Annotated in this window: 15 protein-coding genes; 6 read left to right on the forward strand and 9 right to left on the reverse strand. The window is 64.8% G+C overall.

All coding sequences use genetic code 11. The features are described 5' to 3' along the window. Positions 1-91: 91 nt before the first annotated feature. Positions 92-694 carry an aminoacyl-tRNA hydrolase gene (gene pth, locus AWB83_RS22640; protein ID WP_087047863.1) on the forward strand — a complete coding sequence of 201 codons (603 nt, stop codon included), beginning with the start codon at positions 92-94 and terminating at the stop codon, positions 692-694. 13 nt (positions 695-707) lie between these two features. Continuing rightward, positions 708-1,775, forward strand: a complete 1,068-nt coding sequence (gene hisC, locus AWB83_RS22645; protein WP_087047958.1) for a histidinol-phosphate transaminase — start codon at positions 708-710, stop codon at positions 1,773-1,775. Between the two features lie 15 nt (positions 1,776-1,790). Here hisC and AWB83_RS22650 read toward each other — a convergent pair whose 3' ends face one another. From AWB83_RS22650 to rsmD, 3 genes are all read right to left on the reverse strand, one after another. After that, positions 1,791-2,048 carry a YfhL family 4Fe-4S dicluster ferredoxin gene (locus tag AWB83_RS22650; protein ID WP_087047864.1) on the reverse strand — a complete coding sequence of 86 codons (258 nt, stop codon included), beginning with the start codon at positions 2,046-2,048 and terminating at the stop codon, positions 1,791-1,793. Positions 2,049-2,129: 81 nt separating this feature from the next. Further along, a complete protein-coding gene (gene coaD / locus AWB83_RS22655; protein ID WP_087047865.1) occupies positions 2,130-2,636 on the reverse strand; it encodes a pantetheine-phosphate adenylyltransferase in 507 nt (168 codons plus the stop codon). A 100-nt stretch (positions 2,637-2,736) separates the two neighbouring features. Next, positions 2,737-3,363 carry a 16S rRNA (guanine(966)-N(2))-methyltransferase RsmD gene (rsmD, locus tag AWB83_RS22660; RefSeq protein ID WP_208636797.1) on the reverse strand — a complete coding sequence of 209 codons (627 nt, stop codon included), beginning with the start codon at positions 3,361-3,363 and terminating at the stop codon, positions 2,737-2,739. Positions 3,364-3,597: 234 nt separating this feature from the next. Between rsmD and ftsY the strand changes: the two genes are divergently transcribed. Next, positions 3,598-4,881 (forward strand): signal recognition particle-docking protein FtsY, encoded by a 1,284-nt coding sequence (gene ftsY, locus AWB83_RS22665; RefSeq protein WP_087047867.1) that lies wholly within the window; start codon positions 3,598-3,600, stop codon positions 4,879-4,881. A gap of 49 nt (positions 4,882-4,930) precedes the next feature. Here the strand turns inward: ftsY and AWB83_RS22670 are convergent, their stop codons facing one another. From AWB83_RS22670 to AWB83_RS22680, 3 genes are read right to left on the reverse strand one after another with little or no spacing between them, the layout of a single operon-like run. Then, positions 4,931-5,563 carry a LysE/ArgO family amino acid transporter gene (locus AWB83_RS22670; protein ID WP_087047868.1) on the reverse strand — a complete coding sequence of 211 codons (633 nt, stop codon included), beginning with the start codon at positions 5,561-5,563 and terminating at the stop codon, positions 4,931-4,933. After that, the gene (gene maiA, locus AWB83_RS22675; RefSeq protein WP_087047959.1) at positions 5,560-6,204 is read right to left on the reverse strand and encodes a maleylacetoacetate isomerase; all 645 of its coding nucleotides are present in this window, start codon (positions 6,202-6,204) and stop codon (positions 5,560-5,562) included. The genes AWB83_RS22670 and maiA overlap by 4 nt, the downstream gene beginning before the upstream one ends. Positions 6,205-6,214: 10 nt before the next feature. Continuing rightward, positions 6,215-6,913: a fumarylacetoacetate hydrolase family protein gene (locus tag AWB83_RS22680; RefSeq protein ID WP_087047960.1), complete on the reverse strand. Its 699-nt coding sequence runs from the start codon at positions 6,911-6,913 to the stop codon at positions 6,215-6,217. Positions 6,914-7,243: 330 nt separating this feature from the next. On the opposite strand from AWB83_RS22680, the gene ybiB reads away from it, so the two are divergent. Together ybiB and leuA are read left to right on the forward strand one after the other, a co-directional pair. Then, complete coding sequence (gene ybiB / locus AWB83_RS22685; RefSeq protein WP_087047869.1) at positions 7,244-8,215, forward strand: DNA-binding protein YbiB; 972 nt, start codon at positions 7,244-7,246, stop codon at positions 8,213-8,215. 444 nt (positions 8,216-8,659) lie between these two features. Continuing rightward, on the forward strand, positions 8,660-10,315 hold the full coding sequence (leuA, locus tag AWB83_RS22690; protein ID WP_087047870.1) for a 2-isopropylmalate synthase: 1,656 nt from the start codon (positions 8,660-8,662) through the stop codon (positions 10,313-10,315). 25 nt (positions 10,316-10,340) lie between these two features. Here the strand turns inward: leuA and AWB83_RS22695 are convergent, their stop codons facing one another. Then, complete coding sequence (locus AWB83_RS22695; RefSeq protein ID WP_087047871.1) at positions 10,341-10,724, reverse strand: nuclear transport factor 2 family protein; 384 nt, start codon at positions 10,722-10,724, stop codon at positions 10,341-10,343. Between the two features lie 45 nt (positions 10,725-10,769). Beyond that, positions 10,770-11,336 carry an acyloxyacyl hydrolase gene (locus AWB83_RS22700; protein ID WP_087047872.1) on the reverse strand — a complete coding sequence of 189 codons (567 nt, stop codon included), beginning with the start codon at positions 11,334-11,336 and terminating at the stop codon, positions 10,770-10,772. A gap of 366 nt (positions 11,337-11,702) precedes the next feature. On the opposite strand from AWB83_RS22700, the gene rpoH reads away from it, so the two are divergent. Next, positions 11,703-12,638: an RNA polymerase sigma factor RpoH gene (rpoH, locus tag AWB83_RS22705; RefSeq protein WP_087047961.1), complete on the forward strand. Its 936-nt coding sequence runs from the start codon at positions 11,703-11,705 to the stop codon at positions 12,636-12,638. A 134-nt stretch (positions 12,639-12,772) separates the two neighbouring features. Here the strand turns inward: rpoH and nagE are convergent, their stop codons facing one another. Then, on the reverse strand, positions 12,773-14,572 hold the full coding sequence (gene nagE / locus AWB83_RS22710; RefSeq protein ID WP_087047873.1) for an N-acetylglucosamine-specific PTS transporter subunit IIBC: 1,800 nt from the start codon (positions 14,570-14,572) through the stop codon (positions 12,773-12,775). Positions 14,573-14,626 lie beyond the last annotated feature (54 nt).

Below are 14,626 nucleotides of genomic sequence, written 5' to 3' on the forward strand. Positions count from 1 at the left end.
GCGAACGGTCGACGTGACCCGCCGGAGCGCAAGCCCGGCGGGTTTTTTTCGCTCTAGACCAAGCGGGCTTTCGGGCTCGCGATGACTCGACATGATCAAGCTGATCGTCGGCCTGGGCAATCCGGGCGCCGAATATACCGCGACGCGTCACAACGCGGGCGTCTGGTTCGTCGACCAGTTCGCACGCGACGCAGGCGCTACGCTGCGCGATGAGCGCCGCTTCCACGGCTTTTACGGCAAGGGACGCCTGCACGGCCACGAAGTGCATCTGCTCGAGCCGCAGACGTTCATGAACCGCTCAGGGCAATCCGTGGTCGCGCTCGCGCAGTTCTTCAAGATCCTGCCCGACGAGATTCTCGTCGCACACGACGAACTCGATCTGCCGCCCGGCACCGTCAAGATGAAGCTCGGCGGCGGCAGCGGCGGCCACAACGGGCTCAAGGACATTTCCGCGCATCTGTCGTCGCAGCAATACTGGCGGCTGCGCATCGGCATCGGGCATCCGCGCGATCTGATCCCGGAAAGCGCGCGCGCGGGCGCCAAGCCCGACGTCGCGAATTTCGTGCTCAAGCCGCCGCGCCGCGAAGAGCAGGACGTGATCGATCAGTCGATCGAGCGCGCGCTCGCCGTGATGCCCTTCGTCGTCGCCGGCGAAACCGAGCGCGCAATGATGAACCTGCACCGCAATTCATGATTTGGAGCCGACCGTGAGCCGTTTCTGGAGCGATATCGTTCATCGACTGACGCCCTATGTGCCGGGCGAGCAACCTGTGCTGGCGCATCCCGTCAAGCTCAACACCAACGAGAATCCGTATCCACCGTCGCCGCGCGTGGTCGAGGCGATTCGCCGCGAGCTCGGCGAGGACGGCGCGTCGCTGCGCAAGTATCCCGATCCGTCCGCCCGCGCGGTGCGCGAAGCCGTCGCGAAGCATCACGGATTGCGCATCGAGCAGGTGTTCGCGGGCAACGGCTCCGACGAAGTGCTCGCGCACGCGTTCCAGGCGCTGCTCAAGCATGACGAGCCGATTCGCTTTCCCGACATCACGTACAGCTTCTATCCGGTCTACGCGCAGTTGTACGGCGTCCAGTACCGCACGATTCCGCTGAACGCGGATTTCGCCATCGATGTCGATGATTATCGCGCGCCGAACGGCGGCGTATTGCTGCCCAATCCGAACGCGCCGACGGGCCGCGCGCTGTCGCTCGCCGAGATCGAGGTGCTGCTTGACGCGAATCCGGATGCGCCGGTGATCATCGATGAAGCGTATGTGGACTTCGGCGCCGAGTCGGCGGTGAATCTGATCGACACGTATCCCAATCTGCTCGTCGTGCAGACGACATCGAAAGCGCGCTCGCTGGCGGGCATGCGCGTCGGATTCGCGTTCGGCGATCCCGCGCTGATCGAAGCGCTCACGCGCGTGAAGGACAGCTTCAACTCTTATCCGCTCGATCGTCTCGCGCAGGTTGCGGCGCTCGCATCGTACGAGGATCAGGCGTGGTTCGAGGAAAGCTGCGCGAAGGTCGTGGCGAGCCGCGATCAGTTGCAGGCGCAGCTACAGGCGCTCGGCTTCGATGTCGCGCCGTCGGCGGCCAATTTCGTGTTCGCGAAACATCCCGCGCACGATGCCGCGACGCTTGCCGCCGCGCTCAAGAAGCAGGAAATCTTCGTGCGCCACTTCAAGCTGCCGCGCATCGATCAGCATTTGCGCATTTCGATCGGCACACCCGCAGAATGCGATGCGCTCGTCGCGGCCCTGACCGGCCTGGTCGGATAAGCAAGCACGAAGGGCTTACTTGCCCTTCGCCGCCATCAGCGCGTGATACTTGGCCAGCAGCTGCTCCGGCGTTTCGAAGTGCGCCGGATCACGCGGAATGCATTCCACGGGGCAGACCTGCTGGCACTGCGGCTCATCGAAATGGCCGACGCATTCCGTGCATTTGTTCGGGTCGATCACGTAGATTTCCGGACCCATCGAAATGGCGTCGTTCGGGCACTCGGGCTCGCAAACGTCGCAGTTGATGCACTCGTCGGTAATGATCAAAGACATGCTTCACTCTCTTGCGCCGGTGTCGAAACCGGCATGACGCCCGCGCGCCGCGCTATTGAAAGCGGCACACGGGCCGGGCGCTCAGGGCGCCGCAGGGTCCTTCTGCGACAGAATAGCGACTTTGTCGATCAGCCGCTTTTCCACCGACGGGAACACGAACTTGCTCACGTCGCCGCCGAGCTGCGCAATCTCGCGCACGATGGTGCCGGAGATGAACTGGTATTGATCGGACGGCGTCATGAACATCGTTTCGACGTCGGGCAGCAGATAGCGGTTCATGCCGGCCATCTGGAACTCGTATTCGAAATCGGAGACGGCGCGCAGGCCGCGCACGATCACGCGCGCGTTGTTCTTGCGCACGAAATCCTTCAAAAGACCAGTGAAACTGCTCACATGGACGTTCGGGTAATGCCCGAGCACGTCGTGCGCGATGTCGAGCCGCTCCTGCAGCGAGAAAAACGGCTTCTTCGCGCGGCTGTCCGCGACGCCCACGACGAGCTGATCGAAAATGCTCGATGCGCGCCGGACGATGTCCTCATGCCCGCGAGTGAGCGGGTCGAACGTTCCCGGGTACACGGCGACAACCATGAGCTTCTCCTCTTCTAATTGACCTTGGGCCGCGTGGCTGCGACGACCAACTCTGCCTCATTTCCTGCGACATTGGCTGCGCGAGAATCGGGAACGCGCATTATTCCTCATTTTCGCGGCGCAGCAAATGATAGCGGACCGCGCCGGCCTTCCCTTCGCGCACGACCGACCAGCCCGCGAGCGCACCGATGCCCGGCACGTCGAGCGGATCGCCGCATTCGACGTAGATCACGCCGTCGGCGGTGGCGAGCGGCGCCGCCAGTTCCAGTGCGCGCAAGAGCAGCGCGTGATCGCCGAACGGCGGATCGAGAAAGATCACGTCGAACGAACCGGGCGCGAGGCCGGCGGCGAGCCGCAGTGCATCGGCTTCCGCGATTTCGATATTGCGCGCGCCGAGCTTCGCCTGGTTCGCCCTGAGCTGCCCGGCGGCTTTCGCGCTTCTCTCGACCATCAGCACCCGCGCCGCGCCGCGCGACGCCGCCTCGAAGCCGAGCGCGCCGCTGCCGGCGAACATGTCGAGACAATTCTGTCCGGAAAGGTCCTGGCCGAGCCAGTTGAAGAGCGTTTCGCGCACGCGGTCCGGCGTCGGCCTGAGGCCGTCGAGATCGAGCACGGGCAGCGGCGTGCGCTTCCAGTCTCCGCCGATGATGCGGATCGTATGAGGTTTGCCTCCGCGCGATGGAGTATGGCTGGGCAAGGCGGATCGAGTGGCGGACGAGCGAGGCATAGGAACGGAATTCGAATCGGGGCGCGGTCTTCGCATGGTTTTCGCGCGTATTGACCGCCAACGTTACCACAGCGGCTTCGTGTGCCGGGTACCGCACTTTTCCGGCCCGGAAGTCACCGGCCGCGCCTGATAAAATACGCGGCTTCCACTCCATCGCGCGGGCTTTTCCGGCGTGGCGCTTCGCGGCGCACGCGGCAAGCCGTCTGATGACGCGCGCATCATCGCCACACACCCATGTTCAGCTTCTTCAAACGATTCAAAAAGCCGGCTGACGAGCCGCTCGACACGCCTCAGGAAGAATCCGTCGAGGCGGCCGAAGAGGAAGAAGTCTCCGAGGCCGAACTGGAACGGCAGGCGCTTGCCTCCGAAGCGACGCCGGAAGAGGCGCAGCCGGATGCGCGCGAGGAATCGGCGCCTGCCGCACCCGCAGCGCCCGCCGCGCCGACGCCCGCCAAAGCCGTCGCCGCTCCCGCTCCCGCATCCGCTTCGCCCGCGGCGCCACGAGCGGAGGAGTCGAAGGAATACTGGGAGGGCCGGACTCAGTCGCAATGGTCACGCGGTCCCGAAACGGATGAGGCGAGCGAAGAATTCGTGCCGCCGCCCGAGCCCGATCCGGTCGCGAAGAAGTCGTGGCTCTCGCGCCTGCGCCACGGCCTCTCGAAGACGAGCTCGAACCTGACCGGCATCTTCGTCGGCGCGAAAATCGACGAAGATCTGTACGAAGAGCTCGAAACCGCGCTCCTGATGTCCGACGCGGGCGTCGACGCAACGGAATTCCTGCTCGAATCGCTGCGGGAGAAAGTGCGCTCGGAGCGTCTCACCGATGCGCCGCAGGTCAAGGCCGCGCTGCGCGATTTGCTCGTCGATCTGCTGCGTCCGCTCGAGAAGACGCTGATGCTCGGCCGCGCGCAGCCACTCGTGATGATGATCGCGGGCGTAAACGGCGTCGGCAAGACGACGAGCATCGGCAAGCTGGCGAAGCATTTGCAGCGCTTCAACCAGTCGGTGCTGCTGGCCGCGGGCGACACCTTCCGCGCCGCCGCGCGCGAACAGCTGACGGTCTGGGGCGAACGCAACAACGTGACGGTGATCGCGCAGGAAAGCGGCGATGCCGCGGCGGTCATCTACGACGCCGTCGGCGCGGCGCGCGCCCGCAAGATCGACGTGATGATGGCCGACACCGCGGGCCGCCTGCCGACGCAGCTGCATCTGATGGAAGAGCTGCGCAAGGTGCGCCGCGTGATCGCGAAAGCGATGCCCGACGCGCCTCACGAAGTGCTGCTCGTGATCGACGCGAACACGGGTCAGAACGCGCTCGCGCAAGTCAAGGCCTTCGACGACGCGCTGGGCCTCACCGGCCTCATCGTGACGAAGCTCGACGGCACCGCGAAGGGCGGCATCATCGCCGCGATCGCGCGGCAGCGGCCGATCCCGGTGTACTTCATCGGCGTGGGCGAGAAGGTCGAGGATCTGCAGCCGTTCAGCGCGGAGGAATTCGCGGACGCGCTGCTGGGCTGATTCGCAGGCTGACTGGCAGAAACAGGGCGTTCGGGCGAACGCCCTTTTTTCATCGCGCGAGGATCAGGGAAGCTGCGATCCACCACATCACGCAGCCGACGATCACGTCGAGCACGCGCCACGACATGTCCTTCTCGAACCACGGCTCCAGCAGACGCGCGCCGTAGCCGAGCACCATGAACCAGATGACCGACGCGCACATCGCGCCCGCCGCGAACCACGCGTTGCCCGGCCAGCCGCGCCGCGCGCCGATGCCGCCGAGCAGCACCACGGTATCAAGATAGACGTGCGGATTGAGCAGCGACAGCGCGAGCACGGTGGATGCCGCGCCGAGCGCCGTCTGCGAATCGCCGTCGGACGCATTCAGATGCCCCGGCCCGCGCCACGCTGCAAGAAACGCGCGCAGTCCGTATAGAAACACGAAGACCGCGCCCGCCCAGCGAATCACGTCGAGCAGAAAAGGCGCGCGCGCGATGAGCGCGCCCATTCCGCCGATGCCGAGCGCGATCAGCAGCACGTCGATGAGCGCGCAGATCGACACCACGATGCCGACGTGCCTGCGCTTCAGTCCCTGCCGCAGCACGAACGCGTTCTGCGCGCCGATCGCGACGATCAGGCTCGCTCCGAGCCCCGCGCCCGACAGATAGCTCGCCAGCGCTCCCGCTGAAACCGCTCCCGTCATTCGGCGTCCGGCTGCTGCGCCGGAGCGGCCCGTGCGAAGGCGTCGATGGTGCAGGCGTGATCGGCGATGCGCGCGAGCGTCGGAAAGCGGCTCACGTCGATGCCGAAGCGCCGCGCGTTGAACACCTGCGGCACGATGCACAGATCGGCGACTGTCGGCGTGTCGCCGAAGGTCAGTGCGCCGACGCGCCTGTCGGCCGCAAGCCGCTTTTCAAGCGACTCGAAACCGGTGTCGACCCAGTGCCGGTACCAGGTGTCCTTGACTTCGTCCGGCACTTTCACCTGATGCTTCAGGTACTTGAGCACGCGCAGATTGTCGAGCGGATGGATTTCGCACGCGACCTGCATCGCGACCGAACGCACGAACGCCCGATCCGACGGGCTCTTCGGCAAGAGCGGCGGCTCGGGATGCGTCTCCTCCAGATACTCGATGATCGCGAGTGACTGCGTCAGCACGTCGTCGCCGTCGATCAGCGTCGGCACGATGCCGTCCGGATTCAGCGCACGGTATTCGGGCTTGAGCTGCTGGCCGCCGTCGCGCAGAAGATGGATCGCCTCGTACTCGTAGCCGAGGCCCTTCAGGTTCAGCGCGATGCGCACGCGATACGCGGCCGAGCTGCGGAAATAGCTGTAGAGCTTCATGGTCATGGACTCAGACCACGCGCACGGAGAATTCGCCGATCCCGTCCACGCCGCCCTTGAGCAGATCGCCCTTCACGACCGCGCCGACGCCTTCGGGCGTGCCGGTGAAGATGAGATCGCCGGGAAACAGTTCGAAAAGCGTCGAGAGATACGCGACCGTCTCGCCCACCGACCAGATCAGCTGCGAGATGTCCGAGCGCTGCTTCTCCTCGCCGTTGACGGTCAGCCAGATCGCGCTCTTTTCCAGATGCCCCACCTTCGACACGGGGTGAATCGGGCCGATCGGCGCGGAGCGGTCGAAACCCTTCGCGGTGTCCCACGGACGGCCGAGCTTCTTCGCTTCGCCTTGCAGGTCGCGGCGCGTCATGTCGAGGCCGAGCGCGTAACCGTAGACGTAGTCGAGCCCTTTATCGGCGGGAATGTCCTTGCCCTGCTTGCCGATCGCGGCGACCAGCTCCATCTCGAAGTGCAGGTTCTTCGTCTGCGACGGATACGGAAACTCGCCGGTCGCACCGGGCGCGACATACAGCACGGCATCCGCGGGCTTGCTGAAGAAGAACGGCGGCTCGCGGTCCGGGTCGTGCCCCATTTCGCGCGCGTGGGCTTCGTAGTTGCGCCCGACGCAATAGATGCGGCGCACGGGAAACTGCTCGTTCGAACCATCGACGGGCACGGCTGCCGCCGGCGCCGGAGGAAACACATAACTCATCCCGCTCTCCTGTTGCTGTTTCTGGATTGGCAGATTCATGGGCGCATGCGCTGGCGCGAACGACCCGCGAGAAAAGGGAGTTTAACGTGCGCGCGCAAATCGTGGCGAGGCTTGTCGGGCGCGGCTTTGCGAGCTTTCGACGAGCCTTCGGCGGCTCGGCCGGCCGGGCATCGCGACGATGCATCGGACCAAATCCGCGCGAAACCTTTGATCATCCCACCTTGCCAGCGCTGCGCAAATGCGATACTGAATGACATTCCTGCACCCTGAATACGCGCGACGGCATCGCTCACCCTACGGAAATGAGCGCCCGAACCGCGCACCCTGCCGATGACCGACTCCGCTGCCCCCACTTTCACCTGCGCGCGCTACATCAAGGAAATCGGCCGCGGGCCGCACGGCGCGCGCGCGCTTTCGCACGACGACGCCTACGCGCTCTATGAAGCAATGCTCGACGGCCGTGTTCCCGAGCTCGAACTCGGCGCAGTGCTGCTCGCCTATCGCGTCAAGGGCGAGACTTCCGCCGAACTCGCCGCGATGCTTTCCGCCGCGCATCGCTCGTTCGAGCCGCTGCACGTTCAGGATGGCCGCGAACACGCGCGGCCCGTCTCGATTCCGAGCTACAACGGCGCGCGCAAGACGCCCAACCTCGTGCCGCTGCTCTCGCTCCTGCTCGCGCGCGAAGGCGTGCCGGTGCTGGTGCACGGCGTTACCGACGATCCGGGCCGCGTGACGAGCGCCGAGATATTCACGGAATTGGGCATTCCGCACGCGGCCTCGCACGATGAAATCGAGGACAGCCTCGCGTCGCGCCGCCTCGCCTTCGCGCCGATCACCGTGCTCGCGCCGAAGCTCGCGCGGCTCCTGGCGCTCAGGCGCCGGATGGGCGTGCGCAATTCGACGCATACGCTCGTGAAGCTCCTTCAGCCGTTCGCGGAGCCGGGACTGAGGCTCGTCAACTACACGCATCCCCAGTATCGCGAGAGCCTCACCGGGCTCTTCTCCGAGCATCCGGATGCGGCATCGGGCGGTGCGCTGCTCGCGCGCGGCACGGAGGGCGAAGCCGTCGCGGATACGCGCCGCCAAGTGCAAGTCGACTGGTTCCACGCAGGACGCGCCGAAACGCTGATATCGCCGGAGCGTTCGCAGCCGGACGCGCTGCCCGTCGAGTTGCCCGAGGCGCTCGACGCGGCCTCTACCGCGCGCTGGACCGAATCCGTGCTGCGCGGCGACGTGCCGGTGCCGTCCGCGGTCGCACGGCAGGTCGAAGCGATCGCGGACGTGGTCCGCAGGCCGGCTTGATCGCGTTCGTCAGCGAAATCCGCATTTGACACAGTCTTCAGCGCTGGTTTAAAGTCGAACGCATGAGCTTCACCCAGCCTTCCTCCCTCCGAATTATTTCGGGCCGCCTAGCGCGGCCCCTATCGCTACGTCTAGCGTAAGTCGCCAGACATAGCGCCGTGCGTCGCAAGGCGCGCGGTCCTTCCCGCAGTTCCCGCAGTTCCTTTTCTTACCACCTGTAGTCGTCAGCTTTTCGTTCGCGCATCCCGCGAAACGGAAACGCGAGGGTCAAATGCACGCTGCTTCGCGCACGTTCACATTGGTCGCAGGCGTCACCGTCGCTGGTGATCCGTGTGACCGCGCGCGCTGCCCGGTTTCACGTGCATCCCGCCACGCCCGGCCAGCCGCCGGACACGGCCTCTCTCGCAGACGCTACGCAAACCGTCCCAAGAGAGATCGACGATCATGATGCCGAACCCCGCCGAGAAATACCGCCCGTTTCCGCAAGTCCGTCTGAATGGCCGTCGCTGGCCGAATCGCACGATCGAAAAGGCGCCGATCTGGATGAGCACCGATCTGCGCGACGGCAACCAGTCGCTGATCGAGCCGATGAGCATCGCGGCCAAGCTCGAATTCTTCGACATGCTGGTGGCAACGGGTTTCAAGGAGATCGAGGTGGGGTTCCCGTCGGCATCGCAGACGGATTTCGACTTCGTCCGCAAGCTGATCGACGAAAAGCGCATCCCGGACGACGTCACCATCGAAGTGCTCGTTCAGTCGCGCCGCGAACTGATCGAACGCACGTTCGAGGCCGTCGTGGGCGCGAGGAAGGTGATCGTGCATCTCTATAACGCGATCGCGCCGTCGTTCCGCCGCATCGTGTTCAATCAGTCGAAGGAAGAAGTGAAGGCGCTGGCGGTCGAAGGCACGCGCGTCATCAAGGAATGCGCGGCCGCGCGGCCGGAGACGCACTGGATCTATCAATACTCGCCCGAAACCTTCAGCATGACCGAGCTCCCGTTCGCGCGCGAGGTCTGCGACGCCGTCGCGCAGATGTGGCGGCCGACGCCCGATCACAAGATGATCGTCAACCTGCCCGCGACCGTCGAAGCCGCGATGCCGAACGTCTTCGCCGATCACGTCGAGTGGATGGACCGCAACATGGGCTATCGCGACAGCATCATCCTCTCGGTGCATCCGCACAACGATCGCGGCACGGCGGTGGCCGCGGCGGAACTCGCGGTGCTGGCGGGCGCGGAGCGCGTCGAGGGCTGCCTCTTCGGCAACGGCGAGCGCACGGGCAACGTCGATCTCGTGACGCTCGCGCTCAATCTCTACACGCAAGGCATCGATCCGGGCCTCGATTTCTCCGACATCGACGCCGTGCGCCGCGTGGTCGAGCGCTGCAATCAGATTCCGGTGCATCCGCGCCATCCGTACGCGGGCGATCTCGTGTTCACGGCGTTTTCGGGTTCGCATCAGGACGCAATCCGCAAGGGTTTCGCGCAGCGCGTGCCCGGAGCGGTCTGGGAAGTGCCCTATTTGCCGATCGATCCGGCCGACCTCGGCCGTAGCTACGATGCCGTGATTCGCGTCAACAGCCAGTCCGGCAAGGGCGGCGCGACGTATCTGCTCGAGCGCGGTCTCGGCTTCACGCCGCCGCGCCGCGTGCAGATCGAGTTCAGCCACGCGGTGCAGGCGCTCGCCGACGCATCCGGCGAGGAAATCAGCGGCGAGGCGATCTGCGCCCTCTTCAAGCGCGAGTACTTCGACGCGGGCGGGCCGGTTTCGCGCGTCGACGCGTCGACGCTGTCGGTGCTCGGACGACGCGTCGCGGTGACGCCGGCATCGAGCGCGGAGAGCGGCGACATCTGGGCGCAGGCCGTCGCGGCGGCGCTGGGCGTCGATGCGAACGTGAACTGGTTCGAGACGGCCGTGACGGCGGGCGGCGATACGGCGGCGTTCGTCGGCTGCCGCGTCGGCGATGGCCCGACGCGCTTCGGCGTCGCGGTGCATGCGAACCCGGCGCTCGCCGTCGCCGATGCGGTCGTGAGCGCGGTGAACCGCTCGAAGCGCGTCGCGCAGGAAGAGCGTCAGGACGAGACGATGGAGGCGGCGTAATCCTCAGCGTACCGCGCGCGTAGTGCTACTCGAGGGCTACGCGCGTCGCCTGCAACGCGAGCAGTTGCCACTGCCCCTCGGTCTGGATGTGCACGGCCGTATAGGCGATGGGAAAAAGCAGCGCGCCGTTCTTCGATTCCATCTCGATCAGCGCGCGGCCGGAAACCAGACAGGTATCGCGACCGGCGGGAAGCACGTCCTGCGACTGGATTTCGATCTGGCGATAGCGGCGGCGGCCCGCGGTGATGGCGTCGATGAACTGGCGCTTCGTCTCCCGCTTGCCATTCGTATGAACGTAGCTGACGTTTTCAGCCAGCAGCGCATCCAGCGCCGCGCTGTCGCCCTCGACCATCGCACGGAAGCGGTCGCGCTCGAGGCCGCGTATGGCCTCAATGGTTTTTGCCGGCATCTGTCGGTTCCCCTTGTGTCGAGGAACCGCTGCGCCGGCGCCTCGTCAGAAGTTGTATTGCAGATATAGCTGGCTGAAATTTATACCAGGATTCGGTTCTTTGATACTGGCGTTCGACAGGTGCTGGAAGCGAAAGCCCGCCTGGTAATTCTGCTTCTCGCCGAAGATCATGCCGACGCCCACCATGTCGGCGAACTGGAACGCCGTCGATACGGTGAAGTCCTGTGTGATGCGCGCGTGCGAGAGCAACCGCACGCCGACGCCCGCCTCGATGAAGGGCCGGAAGTAGCCCGCGCTCTTCACGAAACGCACGACCGGCGTGAGGCCGAACTCCCAGATGTTCGGGTTGACGGCGTTGGCCTCGGTCGAATGCCAGTAGGAAACATGGCCTTCGCCCAGAAGCGTGAAGTGGAAGCCGCCGATTTCCCACCAGGTGAGGCCCGGATCCCAGACCACGCCGAGGTCGGCCTTCTTGATGTCGCGGTCGGCGACGCCGCCGGCGATCTGAACCCCGAACCGGTCGGCGTGAGCCGCCGCCGACGCGAGACCTAACGTCGCGCAGATTGCCAGACGGGACAACGGACTAAGCCATGAACTCTTTTTTTTATGCATGAGCACCCCATATTCAAATAACGGGCGTGTTTCACAAACGGTGTCGCCTGGCGGATTCTAGAGACCTTCTACAAGATTTGCAGGAATCGCATTCACATACTACATTTTGTTGAATTATCTTTCGCCGCAGTGCACAAGCGCGGTAATCAATTCGATCGGCGCCGGCATGTCGGTAAATGTGACATCGACCCGCGCAACGATCTGTCCTATGAGACCCACAAATTCGATAGTATTTGTGGGAACTCGCACATGCCTTTGACCTCTAACTCTTAGCACTCGCTGAATGGGAGTGCTAATATCGTGCTTGATTCGCCGCCGCCGCATGGCGGCCGCGGGCAATGAATTGTTGACAAGGAGCTTATGAGCGTGACCAATGCGATGACCCTTCCGAATGTTGTGAGCTCGGCACCTGCCAAGGCATCTTCGGCAGGCGCGCTGACGTACGCACAGTCGTCGATGCTGACCGGCCAGATCGGCAACATCGATTCATACATACAAGCAGTGAACCGTATTCCGATGCTTTCGCCGGCAGAGGAACGTCAGTACGCCACCGAATTCCGCGAGCATGGCAACCTGGACGCCGCGCGCCAGCTCGTGCTTTCGCACCTGCGGCTCGTCGTGTCGATCGCCCGCAACTATCTGGGCTACGGCCTGCCGCACGCGGACCTGATCCAGGAAGGCAACATCGGTCTGATGAAGGCCGTGAAGCGATTCGATCCAGAGCAAAACGTGCGCCTGGTTTCCTATGCGATGCACTGGATCAAGGCTGAGATCCATGAGTACATCTTGCGCAACTGGCGCATGGTGAAGGTCGCGACCACCAAGGCGCAGCGCAAGCTGTTCTTCAACCTTCGCAGCCACAAGACCGGCCACTCGGCGTTCACGCCGGATGAAATCGACGGTCTGGCGAGCGAGTTGAACGTGAAGCGCGAGGAAGTCGCGGAGATGGAAACCCGCTTGTCGGGCGGCGATATCGCGCTCGAAGGCCAGGTCGACGACGGCGAGGAAGCGTTTGCGCCGATCGCCTATCTGGCGGACTCGCACAACGAGCCGACGAACGTCATCGCCGCACGCCAGTTCGACAAGCTGCAGAGCGATGGCCTCGCCGACGCGCTGGAGTCGCTGGACGAGCGCAGCCGCCGCATCATCAAGGCGCGCTGGCTCGACGTGCAGGACGACGGCTCGGGCGGCAAGACGCTGCATGAACTGGCCGACGAGTTCGGCGTATCGGCTGAGCGCATTCGCCAGATCGAGGCGAGCGCAATGAAGAAGATGCGCTCGGCGCTGCACGACTACGCGTAATACCTGACTGTGCTTTAGCAGAAAATGCGAAGCCCGCCGTCGAAGGACGGCGGGCTTTTTTTTGGTCCGTCGTGCGGTGGAACAAGAAACGGCGCCCGAAGGCGCCGTTCCGTTACAACAAGCTTGCTAACGCATCATGCCGGCAGCGGTGCCGCACCGCCGCCGTTGCCCGACAGACGCGTGGACATCTGCGCCGCATAACGCTGTGCCGCCGTGCCCACGACGATGTGGAACGTATCCGCCGACACCCACGCCACGTCGAGCGACGAAAGCCGCTGACGATCCACCGACGACGGATCGCGCACGACCACGCGCAGGCGCGTCGCGGCGACCGCGTCGAGCGATGCGATATTGGTCGCGCCGCCGAACACCGCCAGCCAGCGGAGCGGATCGGGGTCGAGCGGTCCCTCCGTCTGATCGGCGCCGCTCGCCACCGCGACCGCCGCGCTCGATTGAGCCGGCGCGGATGAGGCGGGCGTCGCGCCGCGCGTCGACGAATGCTCCAGCTCGCCGCGGATTTCATCGGCGATCAGGTCTGCTTCCGGCCCGATGATCACCTGCACGTTGGTCGCACCGCGCTTCAGCACGCCGCGCGCGCCGATGGTCTTCAACTGCGCTTCAGACACCTTTTCCGTGTCCGCCACCGACAGACGCAGACGCGTCGTGCATGCATCGACGAGCGTCAGATTGGACGCGCCGCCGAGCGCCGCGATGTACTTCGAAGCACGCGTGCCCGATGCGGACGCGGCCGCGCCCGGCAGCGGCGGAATCAGACCGCCTTCGACGGTCGCCTGGGCGTCGGTTTCGGCATCGGTCGTCGCCGGTTCGCGGCCCGGCGTCGCCATGTTGAACCTGCGGATGAAGAAGCGGAACAGGCCGTAGTAGACGACGAAGTACACGACGCCGACCACGAGCGCCAGCCAACCGCGCTGCGACAGGCCGTAGTTCAGCACGTAGTCGATCGCGCCCGCCGAGAACGTGAAGCCCAGATGGATGCCGAGCGCCGAGCAGATCGCGAGCGACAGGCCGGTCAGAATCGCGTGAATGCCATAGAGCACGGGAGCCAGGAACATGAAGCTGTATTCGATCGGCTCGGTCACGCCCGTCAGGAACGCGGTCAGCGCCATCGAGAACAGCAGGCCGCCGACGACCGCGCGGCGTTCCTTCGGCGCCTCGTGGAACATCGCGAGGCACGCAGCCGGAAGGCCGAACATCATGATCGGGAAGAAGCCGGTCATGAAGCCGCCCGCGGTGGGATCGCCCGCGAAGAAGCGATGCAGGTCGCCGTGCACCACCGCGCCGCCGCCCGGCGGCGTGAACGAGCCGAACACGAACCATGCGAGCGAGTTGATGATGTGGTGCAGACCGGTGACCAGCAGGATGCGGTTCAGCACACCGAACACGAAGGTGCCGAGGGCGCCCGCCGTCGTGAGCCAGTTGCCCGCGCCATCGATGGCCGACTGCACCGGCTGCCACACATAGCCGAACACGATGCCGAGCACCAGACACGCGACGCCTGTCACGATCGGCACGAAGCGCTTGCCGCCGAAGAACGCCAGATACTCGGGCAGCTTGATGTCCTTGTAGCGGTTGTACAGATAGCCCGCCACCATGCCGGCCACGATACCCGACAGCACGCCCATGTTGAGCTTGTCGTTGATGTCCTTCATCACGGCCACCTCGATGAGATAGCCGATCGCACCGGCGAGGCCCGCCGTGCCGTTGTTGTCCTTCGCGAAGCCCACCGCCACGCCGATGGCGAAGAGCAGCGGCAGGTTGGAGAAGATCGCATCGCCGGCGTCGGCGATCATCTTGATGTTGAAGACATCGGGCTGGCCGAGACGCAATAGCAGACCGGCCACCGGTAGCACGGCGATCGGCAGCATCAGCGCGCGACCTAGTCGCTGCATCTTTGCAAACGGGTTGGCGTCCATCGGGTTCTCCAAAAATATAAGTCTTGTCGTTACTGCTTCGGGGATTACTGAAAA

The organism is Caballeronia ptereochthonis (assembly GCF_001545075.1).
Taxonomy (GTDB): Bacteria; Pseudomonadota; Gammaproteobacteria; order Burkholderiales; family Burkholderiaceae; genus Caballeronia; species Caballeronia ptereochthonis.